This is a genomic window from Streptomyces sp. NPDC052040, from assembly GCF_044548405.1.
Classification (GTDB): domain Bacteria; phylum Actinomycetota; class Actinomycetes; order Streptomycetales; family Streptomycetaceae; genus Streptomyces.
Genome location: NZ_JBIUBV010000003.1, coordinates 218,680 through 241,313 on the forward strand (window position 1 = coordinate 218,680; position 22,634 = coordinate 241,313).

20 protein-coding genes are annotated in these 22,634 nt (G+C 73.2%); 11 read left to right on the forward strand and 9 right to left on the reverse strand.

Annotated elements, in window-relative coordinates; all coding sequences use genetic code 11:
• Window positions 1–6 precede the first annotated feature (6 nt).
• Window positions 7–1,512, forward strand: a complete 1,506-nt coding sequence (locus tag ACIHAA_RS09305) for a cryptochrome/photolyase family protein (RefSeq protein ID WP_399814800.1) — start codon at window positions 7–9, stop codon at window positions 1,510–1,512.
• 98 nt (window positions 1,513–1,610) lie between these two features.
• Here the strand turns inward: ACIHAA_RS09305 and ACIHAA_RS09310 are convergent, their stop codons facing one another.
• A complete protein-coding gene (locus ACIHAA_RS09310; RefSeq protein WP_399814802.1) occupies window positions 1,611–2,669 on the reverse strand; it encodes a MerR family transcriptional regulator in 1,059 nt (352 codons plus the stop codon).
• A gap of 124 nt (window positions 2,670–2,793) precedes the next feature.
• Between ACIHAA_RS09310 and ACIHAA_RS09315 the strand changes: the two genes are divergently transcribed.
• The 3 genes from ACIHAA_RS09315 (at window position 2,794) to ACIHAA_RS09325 (ending at window position 5,204) form a co-directional block, all read left to right on the forward strand.
• Window positions 2,794–3,381 carry a sigma-70 family RNA polymerase sigma factor gene (locus ACIHAA_RS09315; RefSeq protein ID WP_399814804.1) on the forward strand — a complete coding sequence of 196 codons (588 nt, stop codon included), beginning with the start codon at window positions 2,794–2,796 and terminating at the stop codon, window positions 3,379–3,381.
• 249 nt (window positions 3,382–3,630) lie between these two features.
• Window positions 3,631–4,602, forward strand: a complete 972-nt coding sequence (locus ACIHAA_RS09320) for a YihY/virulence factor BrkB family protein (protein ID WP_399814806.1) — start codon at window positions 3,631–3,633, stop codon at window positions 4,600–4,602.
• Between the two features lie 116 nt (window positions 4,603–4,718).
• Entirely contained in the window at window positions 4,719–5,204 is a 486-nt protein-coding gene (locus tag ACIHAA_RS09325; RefSeq protein WP_399814807.1) for an SPW repeat protein, read from the forward strand.
• Between the two features lie 60 nt (window positions 5,205–5,264).
• Here the strand turns inward: ACIHAA_RS09325 and ACIHAA_RS09330 are convergent, their stop codons facing one another.
• Complete coding sequence (locus ACIHAA_RS09330) at window positions 5,265–6,749, reverse strand: hydrolase (RefSeq protein ID WP_399814809.1); 1,485 nt, start codon at window positions 6,747–6,749, stop codon at window positions 5,265–5,267.
• Between the two features lie 326 nt (window positions 6,750–7,075).
• On the opposite strand from ACIHAA_RS09330, the gene ACIHAA_RS09335 reads away from it, so the two are divergent.
• On the forward strand, window positions 7,076–7,339 hold the full coding sequence (locus ACIHAA_RS09335) for a GlsB/YeaQ/YmgE family stress response membrane protein (protein WP_399814810.1): 264 nt from the start codon (window positions 7,076–7,078) through the stop codon (window positions 7,337–7,339).
• Between the two features lie 173 nt (window positions 7,340–7,512).
• Here ACIHAA_RS09335 and ACIHAA_RS09340 read toward each other — a convergent pair whose 3' ends face one another.
• The 3 genes from ACIHAA_RS09340 to asnB form a co-directional block, all read right to left on the reverse strand.
• Entirely contained in the window at window positions 7,513–8,367 is an 855-nt protein-coding gene (locus tag ACIHAA_RS09340; protein WP_399814812.1) for a GNAT family N-acetyltransferase, read from the reverse strand.
• A 258-nt stretch (window positions 8,368–8,625) separates the two neighbouring features.
• Entirely contained in the window at window positions 8,626–9,240 is a 615-nt protein-coding gene (locus ACIHAA_RS09345; protein WP_399815431.1) for a chaplin, read from the reverse strand.
• Between the two features lie 279 nt (window positions 9,241–9,519).
• Entirely contained in the window at window positions 9,520–11,361 is a 1,842-nt protein-coding gene (gene asnB / locus ACIHAA_RS09350) for an asparagine synthase (glutamine-hydrolyzing) (protein ID WP_399814814.1), read from the reverse strand.
• A gap of 507 nt (window positions 11,362–11,868) precedes the next feature.
• Here asnB and ACIHAA_RS09355 point away from each other — a divergent pair.
• The 3 genes from ACIHAA_RS09355 to ACIHAA_RS09365 all read left to right on the forward strand — a co-directional run bounded on the left by ACIHAA_RS09355 (window position 11,869) and on the right by ACIHAA_RS09365 (window position 15,623).
• A complete protein-coding gene (locus ACIHAA_RS09355; RefSeq protein ID WP_399814815.1) occupies window positions 11,869–12,963 on the forward strand; it encodes a chemotaxis protein in 1,095 nt (364 codons plus the stop codon).
• A gap of 60 nt (window positions 12,964–13,023) precedes the next feature.
• On the forward strand, window positions 13,024–14,058 hold the full coding sequence (locus ACIHAA_RS09360; protein WP_399814817.1) for a Gfo/Idh/MocA family protein: 1,035 nt from the start codon (window positions 13,024–13,026) through the stop codon (window positions 14,056–14,058).
• Between the two features lie 281 nt (window positions 14,059–14,339).
• Entirely contained in the window at window positions 14,340–15,623 is a 1,284-nt protein-coding gene (locus tag ACIHAA_RS09365) for a PP2C family protein-serine/threonine phosphatase (protein WP_399814819.1), read from the forward strand.
• Between the two features lie 43 nt (window positions 15,624–15,666).
• On the opposite strand, the gene ACIHAA_RS09370 is transcribed toward ACIHAA_RS09365, so the two are convergent.
• Window positions 15,667–17,166: a hypothetical protein gene (locus ACIHAA_RS09370; RefSeq protein ID WP_399814820.1), complete on the reverse strand. Its 1,500-nt coding sequence runs from the start codon at window positions 17,164–17,166 to the stop codon at window positions 15,667–15,669.
• 233 nt (window positions 17,167–17,399) lie between these two features.
• Between ACIHAA_RS09370 and ACIHAA_RS09375 the strand changes: the two genes are divergently transcribed.
• Complete coding sequence (locus tag ACIHAA_RS09375) at window positions 17,400–18,527, forward strand: aminoglycoside phosphotransferase family protein (protein ID WP_399814821.1); 1,128 nt, start codon at window positions 17,400–17,402, stop codon at window positions 18,525–18,527.
• A 247-nt stretch (window positions 18,528–18,774) separates the two neighbouring features.
• Here the strand turns inward: ACIHAA_RS09375 and ACIHAA_RS09380 are convergent, their stop codons facing one another.
• Entirely contained in the window at window positions 18,775–20,334 is a 1,560-nt protein-coding gene (locus ACIHAA_RS09380; RefSeq protein ID WP_399814822.1) for an FAD-binding oxidoreductase, read from the reverse strand.
• A 152-nt stretch (window positions 20,335–20,486) separates the two neighbouring features.
• Entirely contained in the window at window positions 20,487–20,657 is a 171-nt protein-coding gene (locus ACIHAA_RS09385; RefSeq protein WP_399814823.1) for a hypothetical protein, read from the reverse strand.
• 139 nt (window positions 20,658–20,796) lie between these two features.
• On the opposite strand from ACIHAA_RS09385, the gene ACIHAA_RS09390 reads away from it, so the two are divergent.
• Entirely contained in the window at window positions 20,797–21,639 is an 843-nt protein-coding gene (locus ACIHAA_RS09390; protein ID WP_399814825.1) for a hypothetical protein, read from the forward strand.
• A 127-nt stretch (window positions 21,640–21,766) separates the two neighbouring features.
• Window positions 21,767–21,946, forward strand: a complete 180-nt coding sequence (locus ACIHAA_RS09395) for a hypothetical protein (RefSeq protein ID WP_399814827.1) — start codon at window positions 21,767–21,769, stop codon at window positions 21,944–21,946.
• 295 nt (window positions 21,947–22,241) lie between these two features.
• Here the strand turns inward: ACIHAA_RS09395 and ACIHAA_RS09400 are convergent, their stop codons facing one another.
• Entirely contained in the window at window positions 22,242–22,598 is a 357-nt protein-coding gene (locus ACIHAA_RS09400) for a metal-sensitive transcriptional regulator (protein ID WP_399814828.1), read from the reverse strand.
• Between the last annotated feature and the right edge of the window lie 36 nt (window positions 22,599–22,634).

Sequence of the window (22,634 nt, forward strand, 5' to 3'; positions counted from 1 at the left end):
GTGCTCATGGCCGTCCCCCACTGGCTGTTCGGCGACCAGCTCGGCCCGCACTTCCTCACCCCCGGCGACGGCGGTCCGGGCCGGGAGGCGCCCGTGGTGATGATCGAGGCGCGCTCGGCCTTGCGGCGGCGCCGCTTCCACCGGGCCAAGGCGCAGCTGGTGCTGTCCGCGATGCGGCACCGGGCCGCCGAACTGGGCGACCGGGTCCACTACATCCGGGCCGAGACCTACCGGGAGGGGCTGCAACAAGCCCGTGTAAAAGGCCGTCTGACGGTGCATCACCCGACGTCACGGGCCGCGCTGTCCCTGGTCGGCTCGCTGGCCGGGGTGACCGTGCTGCCCGCGCGCGGCTTCCTGGTCCCGCTGGACGACTTCCGGGCCTGGGCCGACGGCAGGGGCGGCGGACGGCTTCGGCAGGAGGACTTCTACCGCTGGGTGCGCCGCGACCACGACCTCCTCATGGACGGCGACACCCCGGCGGGCGGGCGCTGGAACCACGACCACGACAACCGGGAGCCGCCGCCGAAGGGCGCCCGGACCCTGGACGTCCCGGCGCCGTACCGGCCGCACGAGGACGACATCGACGCCGAGGTCCGCCACGACCTGGACCGCTGGGAGCGGAGGGAGGGCATCGCGTTCGTGGGGCGCGACGGTCCCCGCCAGTTCCCCGCCACCCGCCGGGAGGCGCTGGCCGCGCTGAAGCGGTTCGTCACCCGGCGGCTGACGACCTTCGGCCCGTACGAGGACGCGATGCTGGCCGGGGACCCGGTGATGAGCCACAGCCTGCTGTCCTCGTCGCTCAACCTCGGTCTGCTGGATCCCGCGGAGTGCGTGGAGGCGGCCGAGGCGGCCTGGCGGGCGGGCCGGGCGCCGGTGAACAGCGTGGAGGGGTTCGTACGCCAGATCGCCGGGTGGCGCGAGTACGTCTGGCAGCTGTACTGGTACTTCGGCGAGGACTACCGGGCGGGCAACGCGCTGCGGCACAGCGCTCCGCTGCCCGGCTGGTTCCTGGAGCTGGACGCAGACGCGGTCACCGCGCGCTGCCTGTCCACGGTGCTGGCCCAGGTGCGGGACACCGGCTGGACCCATCACATCGCACGGCTGATGGTGCTCGGCAGTCATGCCCTGCAACGCGGCTGGGATCCGCGGGCGGTGACGGACTGGTTCCACCGCTGCTTCGTGGACGGCTACGACTGGGTGATGCTGCCGAATGTGCTCGGCATGTCGCAGTACGCCGACGGGGGCCGGATGACGACCAAGCCGTACACCTCCGGTGGCGCCTATGTGCACCGGATGAGCGATCTGTGCGGCTCCTGCGCCTACCGGCCGACCGAGCGGGTCGGTGCGCGCGCCTGTCCCTTCACCTCCGGGTACTGGGCCTTCCTGGACCGTCATCGGGCCCTGCTGGAAGGCAATCCGCGGATGTCGCAGGCGGTGCGCGGGCTGGACCGGCTGTCCGGTCTGGAGGCGCTGCGCGAACAGGAGCGGCACCGGGGCGACGGGCCGCCGTGAGCCTGCCGCCGCCACAGGGTCGCGCAACCGGTCGCGCCGTCGCCGTACGCAAGCCCTCCGCAAGGAGACGCGGCGTGGAGGGGTCGGCCGAACAGAGGTCAGCCGAGCGGGGGCGCGGCTGCCGCGGTCAGGGCCAGCAGGGCGTCCCGCAGTCCGGTCGGCCGGTACAGGGCCCGTGGCCCGCGGCCCGTCCAGCCACTGCCGCCCAGCATGACGACCGGACGCCGTCGCGCCCCCTTCACGCCCCAGGCGGTGGCGGCGACCTGACGGGCGAGCGGGACGCTGGCCGTGGAGCGCGACTGCGACCACAGCACCACCGCCGACGGGCCGAGGCGCCGGACGGCCGCGATGAGCGCCTCCGCGGGCACCGCCGCGCCGAACATCCTGGCGGGTAGGCCCTGTTGGCACAGTGCGGCGCTCAGCGCCTCCAGCGGCAGGGTGTGCTCCTCCCCCGGTACGCAGGCCAGTACGAGGGGTCCCGTGTCCAGGGCCGTCCCCGCGGCGGGCGGGCGGGTGCAGCGGCGCAGCGCGGTGGACACATGCCAGGACAGCAGATGCTCCACCTCGACATAGCGGTCCCCCGAGGAGGCCCACTTGCGTCCGACCGCGTGCAGGGTGGGCACCATGACCTCCTCCCAGGCGACGGTCAGGCCGTAGCCCTCGACGGCGGCGGTCAGTTGCTCGTCCACGGCCGCGGCGTCGAGCCGGACGGCGGCCCGGGCGAGGCCCCGGCACTCCTGGCGCACATCGCCGAGCGGAAGCGGTCCGGCCGCCCGGGAGCGGCTGCCCGGCACGGGAAGGGGTACGGACTCGCCGGAGCCGGTGGCGCCGGGGGAGGCGGAGGCGGAGGCGGGCCCCGCGGGGTCGGGCCCGGCCGCGAGGGGCGGCGCGGCCGGGCCCCTGGCGGCCCGGGCGGCCTCGGCGGGCGGCAGCCCGGCCGCGGTCAGCCGGCACATCGTCTCCAGCATGGCCACGTCTCCCGGGGCCCAGCGCCGGTGCCGCCCCTCGGACCGCAGCGCGGGTCCCAGGCCGTATCTGCGGTCCCAGGAGCGCAGCGTGGTGGGCGACACGCCGAGCCGCCGGGCCAGCGCGCCCGTCGTCAGCCCCGGGTCCGCACCACCGGAAGGGGGAGCCGGGCTCCCTTGCGAGTCCTTCATGCTCCGACCATACGACGCAGAATCGATGCAAGTTGTCGCGATTCGTCCCGCGATCGACGATGGCGGTACCGGAGCCCGCCCGCCCCGGTGACCGGGCCTTCCGCCCCCGTGAGGAGCCGTCGCCATGCTCGTGCCGCAGCACTCCGGTCCACTCCCCGCACCGGACACCCTCACCGACGAGGCGGTGGCCCGGGGCCTGGTGGCGGGCGACGAGGCCTGTCTGACCGCGGCGTACCGGCGCTGGTCGCCGCTGGTGGAGCACATGGCCCTGCGCTCCCTCGGGGACGCGCGGGAGGCGGAGGACGTCACCCAGCAGGTCTTTCTCGGGGTGTGGCGCGGCCGGGGCGGCTACCGGGCCGAGCGCGGGGCGCTCCCCGGGTGGATCGTGGGCATCACCCGGCGGAAGATCGCCGATGCCCTGGCGGCCCGCTCCCACCGCGGCGAGCTGGTCGCCTCGGTGGGCGCGGCCCCGGCTCCCGCCGGACCCGTCGACGCCCGGCCCGAGGCCGTCCTCGACCGGGTGCTCGTGCGCGGTGAACTGGCCCGGCTGCCCGCCGCCCAGCAGCGGGTCCTGCATCTGGCGTTCTACGAGGACCTGACCCAGACCCAGATCGCCGCCCGCACCGGCTGGCCCCTGGGCACGGTCAAGAGCCACGCCCGGCGCGGACTGCTGCAACTGCGCCGGTGCCTGGAGCGGCAGACCGCCGTCTGACCGCCCCCGCGCCACCGCCCACGACGTAGCGACAGCCACCCGCCGCCGTACGATCACCCGGTTCCGTACGGCATCGGTCCCGTACGGCGGATCGGCCGTGCCGCATCATCCTTCGAAAGGGTGATGGCATGGCCGCTCCTTTGCGGGTCAGGGAATGGTGAGAGACGGATCCGTCCGGCGGCCCCCGCGGCAGCCCGGACGGGCGGTGCGACGGTCGCGTGCGACGCGGCCAGGACGGGAAGGCCACTGGTGAACGGGCAGGCGTCGGTATCCCCCAGAAGACGGACCTGGCTGCGCCGGGTCGGCGCACCGGCCCGCACCGGCGCGCCGCCCCTCCCCCGGCCCGCGCCCGCCCGCTCCGGCCGGTCCTGGCCGGTGCTGTGGCGGGCCCTGCGGCGGACTCCGGTGGCGATGTGGCGGGACGACGTGTCGGACTGGGCCGCGGCCCTGACGTACTACGCCATCCTGGCGCTGCTGCCCACGTTCCTGATGACCTTCTCCCTGATCGGGGCGGTCAGCCCGCATCTGACGGACGCCCTGATCATGCGGGTCACGGCCTGGGCCCCGGCCGAGGCGGGGGCGGCCCTGCACAGTACGCTGCGGCGCCTGGCCGGGGAGCGGTCGGCCGCGGTGACGGTGGCCGTCGGCGGCGGGGCGAGCGCGCTGTGGTCGGCGTGCAGCTATCTCGCGGTGTTCCGCAGGGCGCTGCACGACCAGTACGGCGTCGCGGACAACCGGCCTGCGCTGCGCAAGGCCCCCAGGATCCTGCTGACCGCCGGGGTGCTGCTGCCCCTCCTCTTCGGCAGCGCGCTGCTGCTGGTGCTGAGCGGGCCGCTGGTGCGGGCGGTCGGACGGTGGGCGGGGCTCGGCGAGGCGGGCGAGACGGCCTGGGAACTGCTGCGCTGGCCCGCGCTGATGGCCCTGGTGGCGCTGCTGGTGCTGGTGCTCTTCCGGACCGGCCCGCCGCAGGCGCGCGCCTGGCGCCAGGCGGTGCCGGGCGGGGTGCTCGCGGCGGTCCTGTGGCTGACCGCCTCCGCGTGCTTCACGGCCTACGCCACCGGACTCGGCGCCTACAGCAGGCTCTACGGGTCCCTGGCGGGGGTGGTCGTCTTCCTGGTGTGGCTGTGGATGTCCCATCTCTCGCTGCTGGCCGGGGCCCAGTTCACGGCCGAGCTGACCCGCGCGGAGCGCGAGGGGACGGAGACCACAGCCCACTCCTGAGCCGCTGCCCCATAGCTACACATAAAAGAAAAATAAGAGCACACTGGTCGTACGCAGCCCTTCACCGCATACCGCATCAGCCGCGGTCATGCCTGCGAAGCCGAAGGAGTCCAGTGATGGCTGACGTCTCACACACCAGAGCGGATATGACGACCCACCCCGACGTACACGAAATGCGGGCCCGCTACGACCGTGTACTCGGTGGCCGCGATGTGGCGCTGATGGACGGACCGGTGTTCCTGCTCGGTCTGTACTGCGCCGCGTCCCCGTGGATAGTCCACTACACGACGAGCCAGCCCCCGCTCGCGACCCACAACCTCATCATGGGGATCGCGATCGGCCTGCTGGCTCTCGGCTTCACCATCATGCCCGAGCGCATGTACGGCCTGAGCTGGGCCATCTGCGCGCTGGGCGTATGGATGATCATCTCGCCCTGGATCGTGGGCAGGTCCCCGGACACCGGGGTCGTGGTCAACAACATCGTCATCGGTGCTCTCGCCATCGTGCTGGGCGCGCTGTGCGCGGGCATGGCCACGAAGGGCACTCGCACGAAGGGCACTCGCAGGACCGAGCCGCTCACCCGGACGCAACCGCGCCCCTGAACCCGCACACTCCGCACTCCTGAAGGGCGAGCCTCCGCAGGGAGGCCCGCCCCCCGCGGGTCAGCTCACGGTGAGCGACGCGTCGTCGACGGTGAACGACGTCTGGAGGCTGGAACCTTCGGTGCCGGTGAACTTGAGGGTGACGGTCTGCCCCGCATAGCTGGAGAGGTCGAAGCTGCGGCGCGTGTAGCCGCTGGCGGCATTGAGGTTGGAGTACGTCGCCAGGGTGCCCAGCACATTGCCCGAGCCGCCCAGGACCTGGACCTTCAGGGTGTCGTACGCGGTGGTCGCGGTGGTCTCCGCGGTGTCGACGTGCAGATAGAAGTCCAGGGTGGCGGAGGTGCAGCCGGACGGGATGGTCACCGACTGGGACAGGGTGTCGGAATGGGCGGAGCCGTAGCCGTCCAGCCAGGCGTAGGAGGAGCCGGTACGGGGGGACTCGTCGCTGGAGTCGGTGATGACACCGCTGCTGGCGCTCCAGGCCGTGGCGCCCGACTCGAAGCCGCCGTTGCCGAGGAGCTGGCCCGCGGCGCAGGAGCCGGTGCCGCCGCCGGTACCTCCCCCGCCGCCGGTACCGCCGCCTCCGCCGCCCGTGCCGCCGCCCGCGCCGGAGAGCCACGCGGTGGCGTTGAGCGCGAGGGCGGCGTTGGTCGCCCCGGAGTCGTTCCAGCCGTCGTAGAGCGTGTTGCCGGACTGGCCGGTGCCGTCGTCGATCGGCGAGCTGTCGCCCCAGAAGGCGACACGCCCGCTGCCGAAGGTGCTGGTCAGGAAGAAGGCACCGGTGTTGCCCGAGGAGCCGCTGCGGTAGACCAGGCCCTTGACGGCGGAGTTGTCCGAGGGCTTGAGGGTGGCGGTGGTGCCGTTGGCGATGAGGCTCTTGGTGACGGTGCCGAAGGAGCCGTGCAGCACCGGGTCGCTGCTGTCGCTGATGGCGGCCGGGTAGCCGGAGGCGATGTTCAGCGAGTCGATGGAGAAGCCGAACGGGTCGGTGGAGTCGACGCTGTTGCTGGTCATCAGATCGTTCAGGATCTTGACCGCGTCGGCACCGTCGTTGTTGCGGTCGGAGCCGGTGTGGTCGGAGATCATGAACAGACCGCCGCCATTTTTGACGAAGGTCATGATGGCGGACTTCTCGGCCGCCGTGAACAGCGTGTTCGGTTCGGGCAGCACCAGCGTGTCGAAGTTCGACAGGTCGGTCGAGGAGGAGCCGCCGTAGCTGAGGGCGGAGCCCGAGGGCAGCGTCTTCAGGCTGTAGTCGCCGGTCTTCTGGAGCGCGACACCCCAGGAGGAGAGGGCGCCGGTCCAGTCCGTCTCGGCGGACGGGGAGGAGTTCTGGCCGAGGGGGTCGGGCTGACTGGTGGAGATGATCCAGTCGGCGTTGCCCGCCGTCTCGGCGTGGGCGTTGTCGAACAGAACACGATGGGTGGCGGCGGCATGGGCCGGGGTGGCGGCCGCGGTGGCCTGGACGGCGACACCCGCGGTGAGCAGGCCGAACGCCGCGAGGGCCGTGGTGAGTCTGTGGCGGGACCTGATGGGTCCGGGCATCGCAGACCTCCGTGAGGGAGTTGGGGAGTCGGGGAGTGGGAGGCGCGGGACGGCGCGGGATGCGTGTACCGCGTGTCTGCGCGCGTAGAACCGTGGCCGAGGTTCCCGCGCGGAGAAGTTCTTCCTACGCCGCCCGCGCGAAGAACGGTTGAACGGTACATGGCAGAACGGGCGGCCACCAGAAGAAAGAGGCGCTGCCGGGCGGAGGATTGACCTGGCGTTGACCGGCGGTTGAACGTTGACCGGAAGTCGAAACGGAGCGGAGTGTTACCCCGTTCAGCGGGCACATTCCAGAAGGGCAGAGACCTTCACGATAAGGGGCAGAGATGGAGATCTCGGGCATTATCAGTGCCATCGTCATCGGACTCGTCATCGGTGTCCTGGGGCGCCTCGTGGTGCCCGGGCGCCAGCACATCGGTGTGCTGTGGACGATCGTGGTCGGCATCGTGGCGGCCTTCATCGGCGCCGGGATCGCCTCCGCGCTCGGCGTGGCGGACACCAAGGGCGTGGACTGGATCGAGTGGCTCATCCAGATCGCTCTGGCGGCAGTGGGCATCGCGGCCCTGGACCGGGCACGGGCACGGCGCTGACGAGGAGTTCCGGTGGTCACGGGACGCGCCACGGCGGCCCGTGACCACCACAGGAGCATGACCCACCACAAGGGCATGACGGCGGCCCGTGACCACCGCGAAGGCACCGCCGCCACGGACAGCGGCCGTCACCGGCAGGACCCGGTGACGGCCGCATCGCTGTTCCCCGGGGGTCAGCCGAGTTCCAGCGTGGTCACCCCGTACACCCGGTCCTCGGCGAACGCCCGGACCGGGCCGGTGTACATCCGGGCCGTCTCGAACGACGGGGCGAGTCCGGCGCGTTCGGCGAGCGCGACGGCGGCCTTGTTCGGTTCGGGGATGTCGATGGCGATGTCCCGGCCCGCGGCCTCGGCGGTCAGCGCGCCGAAGAGCGCCTCGGCGTCGGCGGGCGTGTCGGCGAACAGCGGGCCGATCCGCAGGCCGTCGCGGGCGGGACGCAGCACCGCGTAGCCGGTCAGCGGACCGCCCTCGTCGCGGACCAGGACCCGGTGACCGGGGGCGGTGAGCCAGTGCGCCAGGAAGCGGGGCCGCTCGGCCGGGTGGCAGGCGCTGTCGTAGGCCGTGACGGCGTCGTGGTCCGCCTTCTCGGCCGGGCGCACCCCGGGCGCCGCCGTCCCGGCCGGGGCGGGTCCGGCGTACCGCACGGTGCGGTGGGCGAACTCGAAGCCGGACCGGCGGTAGTTGTCCTGCTGGGCGACCACGCCGTCCAGGCCGATGGTGCGGGGACCCGCATGGGCGAGCCCCGCCTTCCAGGTGGCCAGCCCGAGCCCCCGGCCGCGCAGATCGGGGCGTACGAGATAGCAGCCCAGAAAGGCGTAGTCGGCTCCGTAGGTGACGACGGAGACCGCGGAGACGGGCTCCTCGCCGAGGCGGCCGATGAAGAACCCCCGGGGGTCCTGGGCGAAGAAGGCCGGGCCGTCCGCCAGGCCCGGGTTCCAGCCCTCGTCCGCCGCCCAGCCGCTGATCACCGGCCAGTCGTCGAGCGTGGCCCGGGTGACGACGAGGGCTTCGGCGCCCGCAGAGGTCATGGTTGCGCTCCCTTTCATGGGGGGTGGGGGTCGGTGCGGTGCTCGGCCGCATCCGCAGCATCCTTCCCGATCCCGGTGCCCTGCGCCATGCCGGACCCCTTTCCGTGGCCGGAGTGATCTCCCTTTATCCGTACGGAATCTGACGGTCCGTGAAGCGTTGCGGAGTGATGGAGCCGGCGCGGTCTCCGGTGCCGCTATGGACGAGGGCCCCGCGGACCGTTTGTCCGGCGGGGCCCCCATCGGGGTGCGGGGCCCGGCTCAGCGGGTCGCTCCCCCGCGGAACCGGCGGTAGAGCAGCGTGCCGCCGAGCACCAGGGCGGCGCCTCCCGCGAGCGTGGGCAGCGGCGCCTCCGCACCCGTGTGGGCGAGCACCGCGGGGGCGGGGCGGGCCGCGACCGGGGCGGGGGTCACCGCCGTCGGGGGCGCGACCGGGCGCGTGGCGGGGTGGTGGGGCCGGGCGGGCGGGGTGTTGACGGAGATGTTGTGGTCCGCGCCGTTGCCGATGCCGACCACATTCACCGAGTTGCCGCTGACGTTGACGGGGATGTCGACCGGGATGCGGATGTCGTTGCCCGCGAGCAGACCGCCCGAGCCCCTGCTTCCCCCGTGCGCCGAGGCGCCGCCGGAGGCGGTCCCGGCCGCGTGGTGCGCCACGCCGCGCCGACCGCCCCCGTTCACACAGGCGTTGCCGACGGCCGGGTCGAGGACGCCCACGACGTTCACGGTGTTCCCGCACACATTGACCGGCACATGCACCGGCAGCTGGACGCTGTTGCCGGAGATCAGTCCGGGCGAACCCGCATCGGTGCCGCTCGCCGCGGAGTCCGCGTGCGCCGGGAACGCCGCGACAAGCGCACCCGACGCGGCGGCCACGGCGATCAAACCATTTCGGGTAACCCGTTTCATAGGTTCTCTGCCTTCCAGACATGGTCGCGAGCGTTCGCCCGCACCGGATAAAACGCAGAGGCACCAATCCGAGTTATGGCTTATCTGCCTTTCACCCCTTCGAGTGGACCGCTGTCGAACTCCGGAGAAGCCCGGAGAAGCCCCGAGAAGCCCGGGGATCCCCGGAGAAACCCGGAGAAGCCCGGAGATCTCCGGAGTTGAGCGTCCTCCGTGCGGGCGCCGTCCGACGGTGCCCGGGACACGGGGTCAGCTCAGCGACACCTCGGGCCGGTAGAGGTCCAGCCAGAGCGCGAGGTCCAGGGTCCGTTCCAGGCCCCGGCGGGAGTTCTGCATGATCTGCGGTGTGTCCCGCCCGGCGGCCTCCCGCACCTTCTCCCGGTCGACCAGATCGAACACCGGGTGGCCGGGGCGGGCCAGGAGTTCCTTCACGTGAGCCTGGAGGGCCACGGCGTAGCGGGGGTCCTGGGTGGACGGGTAGGGGCTCTTGACGCGGTCGTAGACCGACTTCGGGAGCAGGTCCCGGGTGGCCTCCCGGAGCAGGCTCTTCTCCCTGCCGTCGAACGACTTCAGCGCCCAGGGGGTGTTGTACACGTACTCCACGAGGCGGTGGTCGCAGTATGGCACCCGCACCTCCAGGCCGACCGCCATGCTCGCGCGGTCCTTGCGGTCCAGCAGGATCCGTACGAAGCGGGTGAGATGGAGATGGCAGATCCGCCGCATCCGGTACTCGAAGTCGCTCTCGCCGTCGAGGCGGGCGATCCCCGCGACCGCGGTGCGGTACCCGTCCGCGACGTACGCGTCCAGCTTCAGCGCCCCGGTCACGTCGGAGCGCAGGATCTCCTCGTCCCTGCCCAGCGGCAGCGAGGAGGGCACCAGCCAGGGGAAGGTGTCGGCGGCGCGGGCCGCCTCGTCGAAGAACTGGAGGTAGCCGCCGAAGACCTCGTCCGCGGACTCCCCCGACAGCGCGACCGTGGAGTGCTCGCGGATCGCCCGGAACAGCAGCAGCAGCGAGGTGTCCATGTCGCCGAACCCGGTCGGCAGGTCCCGGGCGCGGATGACCGCCGCGCGGGCGTCGAGGTCGGCGAGGGCGTCCACGTCGAGGACGATGTCCTGGTGGTCGGTGCCGCAGGCGCGTGCCACATCGTGCACGAACGGGGTGTCGGGCGTACGGCGCAGCTCGTCGGCGACGAAGTGCTCGGTCTGTCCGACGAAGTCCACCGCGAAACTGCGCACCTTCTCACCGTGCTCGGCCAACTGGCGTGCGGCCAGGGCGGTCATCGCGGAGGAGTCGAGGCCGCCCGACAGCAGGGTGCACCGCGGCACGTCGGCGACCAGCTGGCGGCGCACGATGTCGTCCAGCAGCGAGCGTACGGTGGCGATGGACGCGGCCCGGTCGTCGGTGTGCGGTCTGGTCTCCAGCTGCCAGTAGACGCGCCGGTGGAGGCCGTCCCGGTCGACGGTGACGACCGTGCCGGGCTCGACCTCGTGCATGCCGTCCCAGATGGCGTGGCCCGGCGTCTTGACCATGGTGAACAACTCCCGCAGCCCGTCGAGGCGTACGCGTGCGGGGGCCAGCGGGTTGGCGAGGATCGCCTTCGGTTCGGAGCCGAAGAGGACGCCGTCGGGGGTCGGGTAGTAGTAGAAGGGCTTGATGCCCATACGGTCGCGGATCATCACCAGGGTGTCGCTGCGGCCGTCCCACACGGCGAACGCGTACATGCCGTTGAGGCGTTCGGCGACGGCGTCGCCCCATTCGAGGTAGCCGTGCAGGACCACCTCGGTGTCGGAGTCGGTGGTGAAGCGGTGCCCCCGGGTGATGAGTTCGCCGCGCAGCTCGGTGAAGTTGTAGGCCTCTCCCGAGTAGACGAGCGCGACCGGGCCGCCGGGCGTCTCCACGGTCATCGGCTGCCGTCCGCCGGGCAGGTCGATGATCGCGAGACGGCGGTGTCCGAGAGCGGCGGGGCCCTCGGTCCAGGTGCCCCGGGCGTCGGGACCGCGGCAGGCCATCGTCTCCGTCATTGCATCCAATGTCGCGCCCTCGGACCGCAGATCGCGGTCGTAGGAGACCCAGCCGGTGATGCCGCACATAAGTGACCTCCCGCGTTCCGTCTCCCGGGGACATGCCGTTCACCTGCGGCTTCCTCAGTTCCTCAGCCGTCCCGGGGCAAACCAGGTGTATTGAGCAGCTATATGTCGAGCGTGTGACACGCACGGGGGACGGTCAACTCCTCCGCGGTCCGGCGGGCCCCGGCGACCCGACCCTTCCGGCCCGGTTTTACGTGGCGCGTACCCGCCGGTCGTCCTTGTTCGGGGCGGAAACCGACGGATCCCGGCCATCGGCAAAGAGTTCCCCAACACGGCTTTCGACGGCCGGGTGCCGGTGGGACGAACGGGTGGCGGTCCGCTCACCCGTGGCCGCCGAGTGCGGGGCCTCGGCGGCCACGGGTGAGCGGGCCGCCGCGCAGGGTCACCGGGTGCGGCCTAGGGCTGCCGCGGACCGGCACCTGTACGCCTGCGACTTCCACGGACGACGGCCAGGCACCGCCTGCGACTGCCCCGAATGCCCCGCCCGCGAATCGGCCCTAAGGTGCTGATATGGATGCGCTCAGTCCCTCGACCCTCGCGGAACTGCGCCGGCCACGGCCCTATCCCGCGGTCTCGGTCCTCGCGCCGACGCACCGCCGCGAGCCGGACAACGCCCAGGACCGCGTACGGCTGCGCAACGCGCTGGCCGACGCAAAGAAGCAGCTGGAGTCCGATCCCGCGGTCAGCCGGGAGCGCCGTATCGACATCGAGACCCAGCTCGACCAGGCACTCGGCGAGATCGATCTGACCTACTCCGAGGACGGCTTGGTGATCTTCGCGGCGCCGGGCGAGCACCAGGTGTGGTCGCTGGCCCGCTCGGTGCCCGAGCGGGTGGTGCTCGCCGACACCTTCCTCACCCGCAATCTGGTGGCCGCCCAGGCCGCGGAGCGGTCGTTCTGGGTGCTGGCGGTCTCGGCGGACCGGGTGGCCCTCTGGGACGGCGGCTCCGGCCATGTCACCGAGGACCACGCCGGAAGCTTCCCGATGACCAGGGACCGCGAGAACTTCGACGCCGAACGGCGCGAGCGGATCGGCGACACCCCGAGCACCTTCCGCGACGAGGGCACCCGTCACTTCCTGCGCGAGGCCGACACGGCGATGAGCCGGATCCTGCGCCAGGACCCGCGGCCGCTCTACGTCACCGGGGAGCGGGCCGCGCTGTCCGCCCTCGAGGAGGTCGGCGGCCTCACCGGGCAGGCGGTGCACATTCCGCACGGAGGTCTCGCGCACGGCACGCCCGACGCCGTGTGGCAGGCGGTCCGGCCGGTGATCGCCGAGGAGGACCGCAGGAACGTCGAGACGGTCAGCCGTGAACTTCAGGCGGCGCGCGGCCGGAAGGCGTTCGCCGCCGGGGTGGACGAGGTCTGGCAGAACGCGTCGGACGGCCGTATCCGGCTGCTCGCCGTGGAGGAGAACTACCGGGTGACGGTCCGTGACGACACCGGGGACCATCTGGTGCCGGCCGAGACCGGGGACCTCGACTCCCGCGAGGACATCGTGGACGAGATCGTCGAACGCTGCCTGGACACCGGCGCGGAGGTCCGCTTCGTCCCCGACGGCACCCTGGCCGACGCCCGGGGCATCGCCGGGGTGCTCCGCTACTGAGGCCGTCTCCCGCGCGGTCTACCCTGCCCGGGGATCATCCGCGGAGCGGGAGGACGGCACATGGGCGGGCTGTTGGGCGTGGCGGTACTGGGTGCGGGGCACATGGGCGCCGACCACATACGCCGCCTGGGCCACGGTGTGAGCGGGGCCCGGGTGGTGTCCGTGGCGGACCCCGACACGGACCGCGCCGAGGAGGCCGCGGGCGGCCTGGACGGCGTACGGGTGCATGCCGAGCCGGAGGCGGCGCTCGACGCGCCCGGCGTCGAGGCGGTGCTGATCGCCTCGCCGGGCCCGGCACACGAGGAAGCGCTGCGCGCGGCGTTCGCGCGCGGGCTGCCGGTGCTGTGCGAGAAGCCGCTGGTGCCGGACGCGGCGGGGGCGCTGCGGGTGGCGGAGGCGGAGGTCCGGCTCGGGCGGCGGCTGACACAGGTGGGGTTCATGCGGCGCTTCGACGCCGAGTATCTGCGGCTGAAGTCCCTGCTGGACGGCGGTCGGCTGGGCCGCCCCCTGATGCTGCACTGCACGCACCGCAATGTGTCCTCGCCCCCGCACTTCACCTCGGCCATGCTGATCAACAGCTCCGTGTCGCACGAGATCGACGCGGCCCGCTGGCTGCTGGGCCAGGAGCTGACCGCCGTGTCGGTGCTGCGTCCGCGGCCCTCCGGAAACGCCCCCGGGGATCTTCTGGACCCCCAGTTCGTGGTGTTCGAGACGTCGGGCGGCGCGCTCGTCGACGTGGAGGTCTTCGTCAACTGCGGCTTCGGCTACCAGGTGCGCTGCGAGGCGGTCTGCGAGGACGGCAGCGCCCGGATCGGCGAGGCGCACGGCACGCTGGTGACGCGTGCGGGGACGGCGTACGAGGAGGTCGCCCAGGACTATCTGGTGCGGTTCGCGGACGCCTACGACCGGGAGGTGCGGGCCTGGGTGGACGCCACCCGGCGGGGACGGGTGGCGGGGCCGTCGGTGTGGGACGGCTATGCGGCCTCCGCGGTCGCCGAGGCGGGGGTCCGGGCCCTGCGGGACGGTGCCCGGCAGACGGTGGAACTCGCCCCGCGGCCCGGGCTGTACGCGGAGGGCGGCGGCGGTCCCGCCTAGCCGCCGCGCGGCAGGCATCGTACATATGCCCGCCGAACGCACACCTGATCGATGGCGCGTTGACTCCTCCCGCCACTCAATCCCCCTGCACCACACGTGACTTGGACGAAGAGGCAGTTGACGCCCGTGCGCGCCCCTCACACACTGCCGGGCCTCTGGCATATGCCAGAAGCACCACCGTATCGTGTGTTGCCAAATCCCTTACAGGGCGTCGCGGGCTGTGCGAGAGTCGTCATGGTCCCTACCGAGTCCCGGCCGAACCGTCCCTCACGGAGCGCGTCATGCCACCCAGTCTCTCCGCGGACCGCCCGGTGGGCGGGCCGTCCCGGCACGGCGCGGTGGAGGCGCACCCGGGCGGCCCGCGGGACGGCTCCCCGTCCATGACCGCCGAGCCCCCGGGGACGGCCGCCGCCACCCCGCCCGGCGCCCGAAGCAGCACACTGCTCGGCCGGGTCGGCAGTGCGGAGTGGAACCTGCTGACCGACGAGGCCAGTTGGTCCGAAGAGCTGTACGAGATGCTCGGCCGGGACCCCGCGTCCCCCGCGCTGACACTCGACGAACTGCCCTCGCTGGTGCACGAGGCGGACCGGCCGCTGCTGACCGCGATGGTCACGGACTGCCTGGTCGACGGCAGGCCCATCGACGGGGAGTTCCGGACCGTGCGGCCCGACGGCGGAATCCGCACCCTGCACATGATGGGCGAACCCGTCCTCGACGCCGACGGCAGCACCGCCTCCATGTGGGCCGTGCTGCGGGACGTCGGCGCGGTGCGCCGCAGTCGGCGGACCGTGGGCGAGACCCACGGCCCGCTGGAGCCCCAGCGTCCGCGCGCCCGTACCGGGCAGCGGCTCGTGACCGAGGTGCGGCAGACCGTCCTGCCGCCGTGGCGCGGCCCCCTGCGGCTACCGCGCCAGGGCCCGGGTTCGCTGGACCTGGCCGCCCGTTCCCTGCCGTCGTCCACCGGCGCGGCGCCCGGCGGCACCTGGTACGAGGCACTGGAACTGCCCGACGGAGACACCCTGTTGAGCGTCGGCCGCCTCGCCGGAGACCCGGTCGGCGTCGCCTCGGGCCTGGCGACCCTGATCGGCGCCCTGCGTGGCATGGCCCTCGCGGGCACCGCGCCGGGCCAACTGCTTGGCCTGCTCGACCAGGTGCTCGACGCCTCCCTCCAGCCGGTCCTGGGCAGCGCGGTCTGCTGCCGCTACCGGCCCGCCACCCGCACCCTGAGCTGGGCGCAGGCGGGACACCCCGCCCCACTGCTGTACCGCGGCAGGACGGGGCGCGCGTTGTCGGCGCCGGACGGCATGCCGCTCGGCGCGGCCGCCTCAGCCGCGTACGGACAGGCCGAAGTGACCCTCCGGGAAGGCGATGTGCTGCTCCTGCACACGGACGGGCTGGTCCCGGCCCACCGGGGCACGCCCGCCGACCGGCTGCTGACCGGCCTGGGCCCGCGCCTCGGCGGTGCCCGCACCGTCCAGGACTGCGTACGGACCGTGGTGGAGGAGTTCGACGAGGGGGAACGCACGGACGACGCCTGTCTGCTCGTCGCCCAGGTGGTCTCCTGACCGGCCCTCGCCCCGTCGTCGAGGCTGCGGGGCACCGGCCGTCTCATGCCGGTGCGCTCGCGGCACCCCGGGGCCTGGACAGGCCCTTCGGGAGCGCCCGCCTGATCTCCTCACGCAGGTCCTGGATCTTCGGATAGCTGGAGTACTGCCCCGTGAGCCGGTACATCTCGCGCAGCCGGTCCCAGGTGCGCAACGAGGAGTTCGCCCCCATCGACGTCAGGGCCAGCCGGGCATAGCGGTCGGCCTGCTCGGGGTCGTCGGCGATGAAGCAGGCGGAGGCGAGCGAGATGTGGTCGAAGATCTTCGACCGGTCCCGGCCCGCACCCCGCAGCTCCAGGGCCTCCTTCGCGTGCCGCTGTGCGATCAGCGCCGCCCCGGGCTCGTGTTCGGCCAGGGTGCGGTAGGCCAGGGCCTGCATGCCGTGCAGATCCGCCTCGTCGAACATCTGCATCCAACTGGGCGGCGGGACATCCCCCTTGTCGGAGACGAACAGGTCCTCCGCCTCGCCGAGGGTGCGCCGCATGGCCTGCCCCTTGCCCATCGCCGCCTGTGCCCAGGCCTCGATGGTGCACAGCATGGCCCGGGTGCGCGGCAGCACCTCGTCGCCGGAGCCGGACTGGGCGAGCTGCATCAGGTCGAGGGCGTCGTCGGGGCGGCCGAGGTGCACCATCTGGCGGGCGGCGCGGGACAGCGCCTCCCCGGCGCGGGGCCGGTCGCCGCCCTCACGGGCCGCATGGGCGGCGATGACGAAGTACTTCTGCGCCGTGGGCTCCAGACCGATGTCGTGCGACATCCAGCCCGCGAGGACGGCGAGGTTGGCGGCGACGCCCCACAGGCGCCGCTGGAGATGGTCGGGGTGCCGGTAGGCGAGCATCCCGCCCACCTCGTTGAGCTGTCCCACGACAGCCTTGCGCTGGAGCCCGCCACCGCGGGAGGCGTCCCAGGCACGGAACACCTCGACCGAGCGCTCCAGTTCCTCGATCTCCTGGGACCCGATGGGGGCGGCCTCGTACCGGTCGTACCCGGCGGGGTCGGCGTACAGGGGGTCGTCGTAGCGGGGGGCGTCGGCCGCGAGGGCAGGGTCGGTGTGCAGCCAGTCGTACATGGCGCTGCTGAGTGCGGATCCCGCGGCGAGCGCGGCGCCCGCGCTCACCAAGCCGCGTCGGTTGAGCATGAGGTCCATTCCCGTGAATTCGGTGAGGACCGCAGCAGTCCGCTCGGGCGCCCACGGAACTCCGTCGGGGTGCTGAGCACTCCCGTCGTCACGCCGTCTCCCCACGCGCCCGTGCCGGACCAGACCGAGGTCCTCGATGGTCACGACACGGCCGAGTCGCTCAGTGAACAGCGCCGCCAGCACCCGTGGCACCGGATCGCGCGGGATCTCTCCCATGTCGATCCACCGCCGCACCCGTGAGGTGTCGGTCGCCAGCTGGGGGTGCCCCATGGCCGCCGCCTGCCGGTTGACCATCCTCGCGAGTTCGCCCTTGGACCATCCGGCCAGGCCGAACAGATCCGCGAGGCGGGTGTTGGGTTGTCCGCTCACGTCAAGCCCCCAGGTTCTCGGCTGAGTTGACAGTAACCCCCTGTCAGTTGCTTGCGGACTATTCGCCAGGGTTCGCCAGGGTGCGCCAGATGGTGTGCCACGGGGCGCCGGGTGTCAGGTAGGAACGCGCCACCCCGACCCGGTCGCCGTACGGGCATTCCCCAGGGTGCACCCGCGACGGCCGGGGCGGGCGGCGCGGAATTCGCAGGCACACGAAGGGATCCGTATCACCCATGTACGCAGCATCGTCCTCCGTGTCCGCCCCGCCCCGGCCGCTGCGCCCCCGTCCGGGCGGCGGCGGCCCCTACCTCGATCCCGCACGGCCGGCGGCGCCGCTGCTCGGTGCCGGACGTGCGCGCCGGGTGCCGGGTGCCGCCCAGCCGCTCAGCGGCAGAATCGACCTTTCCGGGCCCCAGGGCGCCCAGCTGCGCAGCGCGATCGCCGCGGTGCACCGGATCTGTCCGGAGTTCACGCCGGTCCAGGTGCTGCGCCGGAGCGGGCGTTCCGTGCTCCTCGTCGGCACCGCGGGGCGCGGTACGGCGGTCGCCAAGTGTTTAACGGACCACACGCCCGTCTGGTCCGAGCGCTTCAGGCACGAGATAGCGGCATACCGGTCGTTCGTCCGGCACCGGCCGCCGGTACGAGTGCCCCGGCTGATCGCGGCGGACCCGGACAACTGCACCCTGGTGATCGAGCGGATGGCGGGCCGGGTGGCGGCGCTGCAACGGCATCCCGCGGAGGCGCCGCCCCGGACGGACATCCGGACCGCGCTCGGCGCGATCTGCCGGCTGAACGCCTGGCGTCCCCCGGCGGGCACCTTCGACGCCCCGCTGGACTACCCGGAGCGCATCGCGCGCTTCCACGAGCTGGGGCTGCTCACCGACCGGGACATGGGCGACCTCCAGAAGCTGCTGCACGACATCGCGCACGCGGCGGGCCGCCAGGGCATGGGCCAGTTCTGCCACGGCGACGCACTGCTGTCGAACATGCTGCTCTCGCCGACCGGCCCGGTGCTGGTCGACTGGGAGCACGCGGGCTGGTATCTGCCCGGGTACGACCTGGCGACGCTGTGGGCGGTCCTCGGTGACGCGCCCGTGGCCCGGCGCCACATCAGCCAGATCGCGCAGTCGGGCGGCCCGGCCTCGCGCGACGCCTTCCTGGTGAACCTGATGCTGGTGCTGACCCGGGAGATCCGCACCTACGAGACGGCCGTGCAGCGTTCGATGCACGAGGCTCCCCCGGCGGCGCTCCCCCCGGGCGCCGTGCCGACCGGTGAGGAGCAGCGGCTGCTGCTGCGGCGGCTGCACGACGACTGCCAGTTGGCCCGGCGGGCCGTACGGGCGGCGGTCAGCACCCGCTGAGACGGACCGGGGTCCGGGGGGGGGGGGGGGCGGCGGGGGGGGGCCCCCCCCCCCCGCGGGGCGCGGGGGGGGGGGGGGCGGGGGGCGCCCCCCCAACAACCCCCCCCCCCCCCCCGCCCCCCCCCGCCCCGGGGGGGCCCCCCCCCGGGCGGGGGCCCCCCCCCCCCCGGCGGGGGGCCCCCCCCCCCGGCCCCCCCCGGGGGGGCCCCCCCCGCTCGCGTACCTGGTGGCGGCGGGCGGTGGCCCGCTACAGCGACTGCGGGTAGGTGAAGAACCCGGACGGGTCGTACTGGTGCTTGAGCTGCGTCAGGCGGGTGGCCGCGTCCCCGTAGTAGGCCTTGCGCCAGTTCGTCAGGGTCGGGTCGGCGTAGTTCTGGTACGCGGCCCCGGAGGCGTAGCCGCGCATGGCGGAGTGCGCGGAGTTCAGCCAGGCCTGGGCGGCGGTGCCGGAGGAGCCCGCGCCCCAGCCCGCGAAGTACTGCGCCAGCATGCGCGAGCGGCGGTGCACAAAGGCGGTGGCCGTCGGCGAGACCCGGTTGACGGCGCCGCCGAGGGCGGTGAAGGCGACGCTGCCCGCGCCGCCGCGGACCTGGGTCATCTGCCGCAGGATCGTCTGGATGCCGGCCGCCGGGAGCGAGCGGTCGAAGAAGTCCGAGCGGGCCGCGAAGGTGTCGCGGTGCAGGGCGCCCTGTGCGGTGCGGCCCGGGGTGGTGCCCGGCAGATGGCACTGGGCGTCGGAGGAGAAGGAGGAGCAGCCCGCGTACACCTCCATCGCGGACTCGTAGGACCGGCGGCGCAGGGAGACGGTGCGCGCCGGGGCGCCGACCTTCGCCGCGAGGCGGTCCACCGCGTTCTGGAGTTCGCCGTAGGTGCCCAGCGAGAACGCCGAGACGGAGACGGTGGGGGTGCCCCCGGCCGAGCCGTCCAGGTGGCAGGAGGACCAGATCTCGTCGGGCTGGCCGGGTCCCCACTCCTGCCAGGCGCTGAGGACGGCGGCGGCCTTCGCCCAGGGCCAGGACAGATAGGCCGACACCGCCTGGGGCGCCGGGTGGGTCTTGAACTGCAGCTCGGTGACGACGCCGAAGTTGCCGTTGCCCGCGCCGCGCAGGGCCCAGAAGAGGTCCTTGTTCTCGGTGGCGTTCGCGACCAGCTGCTTGCCGTCGGCCGTGACCAGGGTGGCCTGGGTGAGGCTGTCGCAGGTCAGGCCGTACGCCCGGGAGACCACGCCGTGGCCGCCGCCGAGGGTGAGGCCGGAGACGCCGACGGTGGGGCAGGAGCCGGCGGGTATGGTCACGCCCTTCGCGGCGAGCCCGCGGTAGACGTCGATCAGCTTGGAGCCCGCGCCGACGACCGCTCCGCCGCCGCTCGCCCGGACCGAGTTGAGCTTCGAGACGTCGATGATCAGCCGGTTGTCGCCGGAGGACCAGCCGCCGTAGGAGTGGCCGCCGTTGCGTATCGCGACCTTGACGTGGTGCGCGCGGGCGTACGCCAGGACCGTGCGGATGTCCTCGGTATGCGCCACATAGGCGACCGCGGCGGGCTTCAGGGAGTCGAAGCGGGTGTTGTAGAGCTGGTGGGCCGTGGGCCAGGCGTGGTCGCCGGGGCGGACCAGGGTGCCCGACAGGTCCTTGGCCAGCGCCGTCCAGTTGGCCGCGACCCGGCTGCCGGTGGCGGCGGTACGGATCGCCGTGCCCCGGGGAGTGACGGTCGCGGCGGCCGCCGAACTGCTGGTACCGCCGGTGCAGGCGGCGGTGACCGCCGTCGCGAGTGCGGCGGTGCTTCCGCCGATGAACGTACGCCGTTGCATGTGGTCCTCCCTGGGGCTTCCGTGGAACGAGACGGGCCCATGGGGCGGCGGGTTGCGCCGGGGAATGCCACAGAATCGCTACAGCGCGCAGGACTTATGTCGGATTGCATCTGCTTGCTTCTGCTTTGGGGTGAAGTGGCGGGCGCGGCTCGTCAGTCGCCCGTGCCCGTGGTGTGCCCCTCGGCGTCCGATCTCGCCAGGCTCCGCGCTCTGCGGGCCGGTCCCCGCCAGCCGCAGGTGCACCGGGCGACGCAGAAGCGGCCCTGCTCGGCCGTCGTCGTGCGGTGCTCTTCCGGACCGATGGCGATGTCCCGTTGCTCCACTCCCGCAAGGTTACCCAAGGCACGTACCGCGCGGACCGCGGTGTGCGCACCGCCCGACGCGTGACGGGGCTCCCCGCCGGTCGTTGAACGGAACAGTAGAAGGGACACCGGGACGTACCGGCTGGGGGGTAGGCGGACGATGGTGGTGCGGCAGCGCGGTCGGGCCGGTAAGGCGGTCGCCGCGGCACTGGGGCTGGTGGTCACCGGTGCCTCGCTCACCGGATGCGCGGGCGGCGGGGCCCTCGCCGACGACGCCCCCTCCCGCACGGACGCCGTGCTGGACCTGCACCGGGCGGCCGCGGTGCTGGTGCGGGCGGGCAGTTCACGGGCGCGGACGTCGATGGAGATGGCCACCGGCGGGACCCGGGTCACCATCCGCGGCGAGGGCGTCTACGACTACCGGGCCCGGCTCGGGCGGCTCACGGTGCTGCTGCCCCGGGACCCGGCGGGCGCCGAGGAGCACCGGCCCATCACGGAACTGCTCGCCCCGGGCGCCCTGTTCATGCGGAACCGGGGCGCGGGGGTGCCCGCGGACAAATGGGTACGGGTCGACACGGCCTCCCTCTCGGACGGCAACCTCGTCACCGGCGGCGCCACCGACCCCTATGCCGCGGCCGAGTTGCTGCGCGCTGCCCGGGATGTGCGCTATGTCGGCCGGGCCGAGGTCGCGGGGGTGTCCGTGCGGCACTACCGGGGGGTGGCGGACATCGGGCTCGCCGCACAGGGGGCACCGGCCGCGGACCGGGGGCCGTTCCGGGCGGCGGCGAAAGGGTTCGCCACGGCCGAGGTGCCGTTCGACGCCTATGTCGACGGCCAGGGGCTGCTGCGGAAGGTGTGCCACCGGTTCAGCTTTGTCAACGGGCGCCAGCGCAGGCCGGTCGCGGTGGCCTCGACGACGGTCTTCTACGGCTTCGGGGTCCCCGTCGACGTACGGCTGCCGTCGGACGGGGAGATCTTCGCGGGACGGGTCGCGGAGCGGTGACGGCGGCCGGGGCCGTCGGGCGGCCGGGACCTGGCGCGGCTGAGGGGCCGGAAATGGTCCGTCCGTGCCATGCGCGGCCCGTGCACCGCTCCCTACTCTAGGAAGTCGGTGACGGCAGGAAGAGGTGATGCACGTGGCTCCGCCCGGCGGTACGGCAGTACAGGACCACGTGGCCCTCGCCGAGATCGAGCTGTGCGGCGACCTGATCATCGCCGCGTCGGCCGCCCACGAGGAGCGGCTCAGCCTGGAGAGCATCGACGAGGTGCTGAGGGTGGCCGAGGAGCGGAACACGGCCCCCGGCGAGTGATCAGGGTGAGCCCCTCCGGCCGCGGTCCCGCGGGGCACGGATCTCCCGGCCGCGATCCTGCCGGGTACGGCTCTCCCGGCCGCGGACCCGCCGGGCACCGGTCTCCCGCTCACGGACCCGCCGGGTACGGCTCTCCGGCCCACGGAACCATCGGGCACGGCCCTCCCGCCCACGGTCCCATCGAGTACCGCTCTCCCGCTCACGGACCCGCCGGCTCTCCCGCCCGCGGCCCCGCCACGCACGGCCCCCTCGCCCGCGGTCCCGCGGGGCACGGCCGCCCCCTAACCCCGTCCCCTCAGGTCCGCAGCAGTCGGCCGATCGCCTTCGTGGCCTCCTCGACCTTGGCGTCGATCTCCGTGCCGCCCTTGAGGGCGGCGTCCGCGACGCAGTGGCGCAGATGCTCCTCCAGGAGCTGGAGCGCGAAGGACTGGAGGGCCTTGGTCGAGGCGGAGACCTGGGTGAGTATGTCGATGCAGTACACGTCCTCGTCGACCATGCGCTGGAGGCCCCGGATCTGGCCCTCGATCCGGCGCAGCCGCTTGAGGTGCTCGTCCTTGCGGTGGTGGTAGCCGTGGATGCCGCGGTCGTGGTCGGTCACCACGGTGCCCTCGCCCTCGGCGGGCGCCCCCGCCCCGGCCTGGGTGGTCGTCATCACGTCCTCCTGTCGACAGCCGCCGGGGGGTCGGAA

What these genes read in the sequence shown, in the direction of transcription:
- ACIHAA_RS09305 (WP_399814800.1), top strand. Translation starts at nt 7, where the DNA reads ATGGCCGTCCCCCACTGGCTGTTCGGCGACCAGCTCGGCCCGCACTTC.
- ACIHAA_RS09310 (WP_399814802.1), bottom strand. Translation starts at nt 2,669, where the DNA reads ATGAAGGACTCGCAAGGGAGCCCGGCTCCCCCTTCCGGTGGTGCGGAC.
- ACIHAA_RS09315 (WP_399814804.1), top strand. Translation starts at nt 2,794, where the DNA reads ATGCTCGTGCCGCAGCACTCCGGTCCACTCCCCGCACCGGACACCCTC.
- ACIHAA_RS09325 (WP_399814807.1), top strand. Translation starts at nt 4,719, where the DNA reads ATGGCTGACGTCTCACACACCAGAGCGGATATGACGACCCACCCCGAC.
- ACIHAA_RS09330 (WP_399814809.1), bottom strand. Translation starts at nt 6,749, where the DNA reads ATGCCCGGACCCATCAGGTCCCGCCACAGACTCACCACGGCCCTCGCG.
- ACIHAA_RS09335 (WP_399814810.1), top strand. Translation starts at nt 7,076, where the DNA reads ATGGAGATCTCGGGCATTATCAGTGCCATCGTCATCGGACTCGTCATC.
- ACIHAA_RS09340 (WP_399814812.1), bottom strand. Translation starts at nt 8,367, where the DNA reads ATGACCTCTGCGGGCGCCGAAGCCCTCGTCGTCACCCGGGCCACGCTC.
- asnB (WP_399814814.1), bottom strand. Translation starts at nt 11,361, where the DNA reads ATGTGCGGCATCACCGGCTGGGTCTCCTACGACCGCGATCTGCGGTCC.
- ACIHAA_RS09355 (WP_399814815.1), top strand. Translation starts at nt 11,869, where the DNA reads ATGGATGCGCTCAGTCCCTCGACCCTCGCGGAACTGCGCCGGCCACGG.
- ACIHAA_RS09360 (WP_399814817.1), top strand. Translation starts at nt 13,024, where the DNA reads ATGGGCGGGCTGTTGGGCGTGGCGGTACTGGGTGCGGGGCACATGGGC.
- ACIHAA_RS09365 (WP_399814819.1), top strand. Translation starts at nt 14,340, where the DNA reads ATGCCACCCAGTCTCTCCGCGGACCGCCCGGTGGGCGGGCCGTCCCGG.
- ACIHAA_RS09375 (WP_399814821.1), top strand. Translation starts at nt 17,400, where the DNA reads ATGTACGCAGCATCGTCCTCCGTGTCCGCCCCGCCCCGGCCGCTGCGC.
- ACIHAA_RS09380 (WP_399814822.1), bottom strand. Translation starts at nt 20,334, where the DNA reads ATGCAACGGCGTACGTTCATCGGCGGAAGCACCGCCGCACTCGCGACG.
- ACIHAA_RS09390 (WP_399814825.1), top strand. Translation starts at nt 20,797, where the DNA reads ATGGTGGTGCGGCAGCGCGGTCGGGCCGGTAAGGCGGTCGCCGCGGCA.
- ACIHAA_RS09395 (WP_399814827.1), top strand. Translation starts at nt 21,767, where the DNA reads ATGCACGTGGCTCCGCCCGGCGGTACGGCAGTACAGGACCACGTGGCC.
- ACIHAA_RS09400 (WP_399814828.1), bottom strand. Translation starts at nt 22,598, where the DNA reads ATGACGACCACCCAGGCCGGGGCGGGGGCGCCCGCCGAGGGCGAGGGC.